Raw genomic sequence first — 550 nt, 5'->3', positions numbered from 1 at the left:
ACTCCCTAATTTAAAACCAATGCCAGGAATCGTTAAAATAGGTGAATCGATTTCACTCATTAATCGAGCAACTTCCTTCTCGGCTTTGTCTCTCATAGTTGTAAGGTACTGAATGGCATCAATAGTTTGAAGGAGTTCAAATTCTAACGCTGGCGACTCTTGACCAATAGAGGTTTGCGCGAGTGCTTTGAGCTTGACGGCCTGTTCTTTTCCAAAGTGACCTTTTGAGTGCGTTGAAATGAGATTGGTCAACTTCGTTAAGTGTGCATTTCCTAATTTTCTAGCAGAGGGGTATTCTTTTAAGATTGCGTACACATAGGATTGGTACTTCGCGGAAGAAGAACCCAAAGAAGGTGCTAATTCTGGAAAGAGAATATCTAAAATGCGTGTGTAGTTCACTTTTTTTCGAGTACAGTCCTCTCTTAATCTAGCTGTGTGTCTGGTTAAATATTTCAGCTCAATCATTGAGGGGTTCGCACTAAATGATTGTTTATCAAGATCTGCTCGTAATTTACGAGCGATCGTCATGGCGTCTTTTTTATCGGTTTTG

1 protein-coding gene is annotated in these 550 nt (G+C 40.2%); it reads right to left on the bottom strand.

The features are described from left to right. Nucleotides 1-550 (bottom strand): IS110 family transposase (locus tag IGI96_RS19775; RefSeq protein WP_438785720.1); only part of this gene is annotated, 550 nt, incomplete at both ends.

Origin of the sequence: Enterococcus sp. DIV0421 (assembly GCF_051713745.1) — a bacterium.
GTDB lineage: Bacteria > Bacillota > Bacilli > Lactobacillales > Enterococcaceae > Enterococcus_D > Enterococcus_D casseliflavus.
Note: the sequence above shows the minus strand (reverse complement) of the source record. Positions and strands in the feature narration are given on the sequence as shown.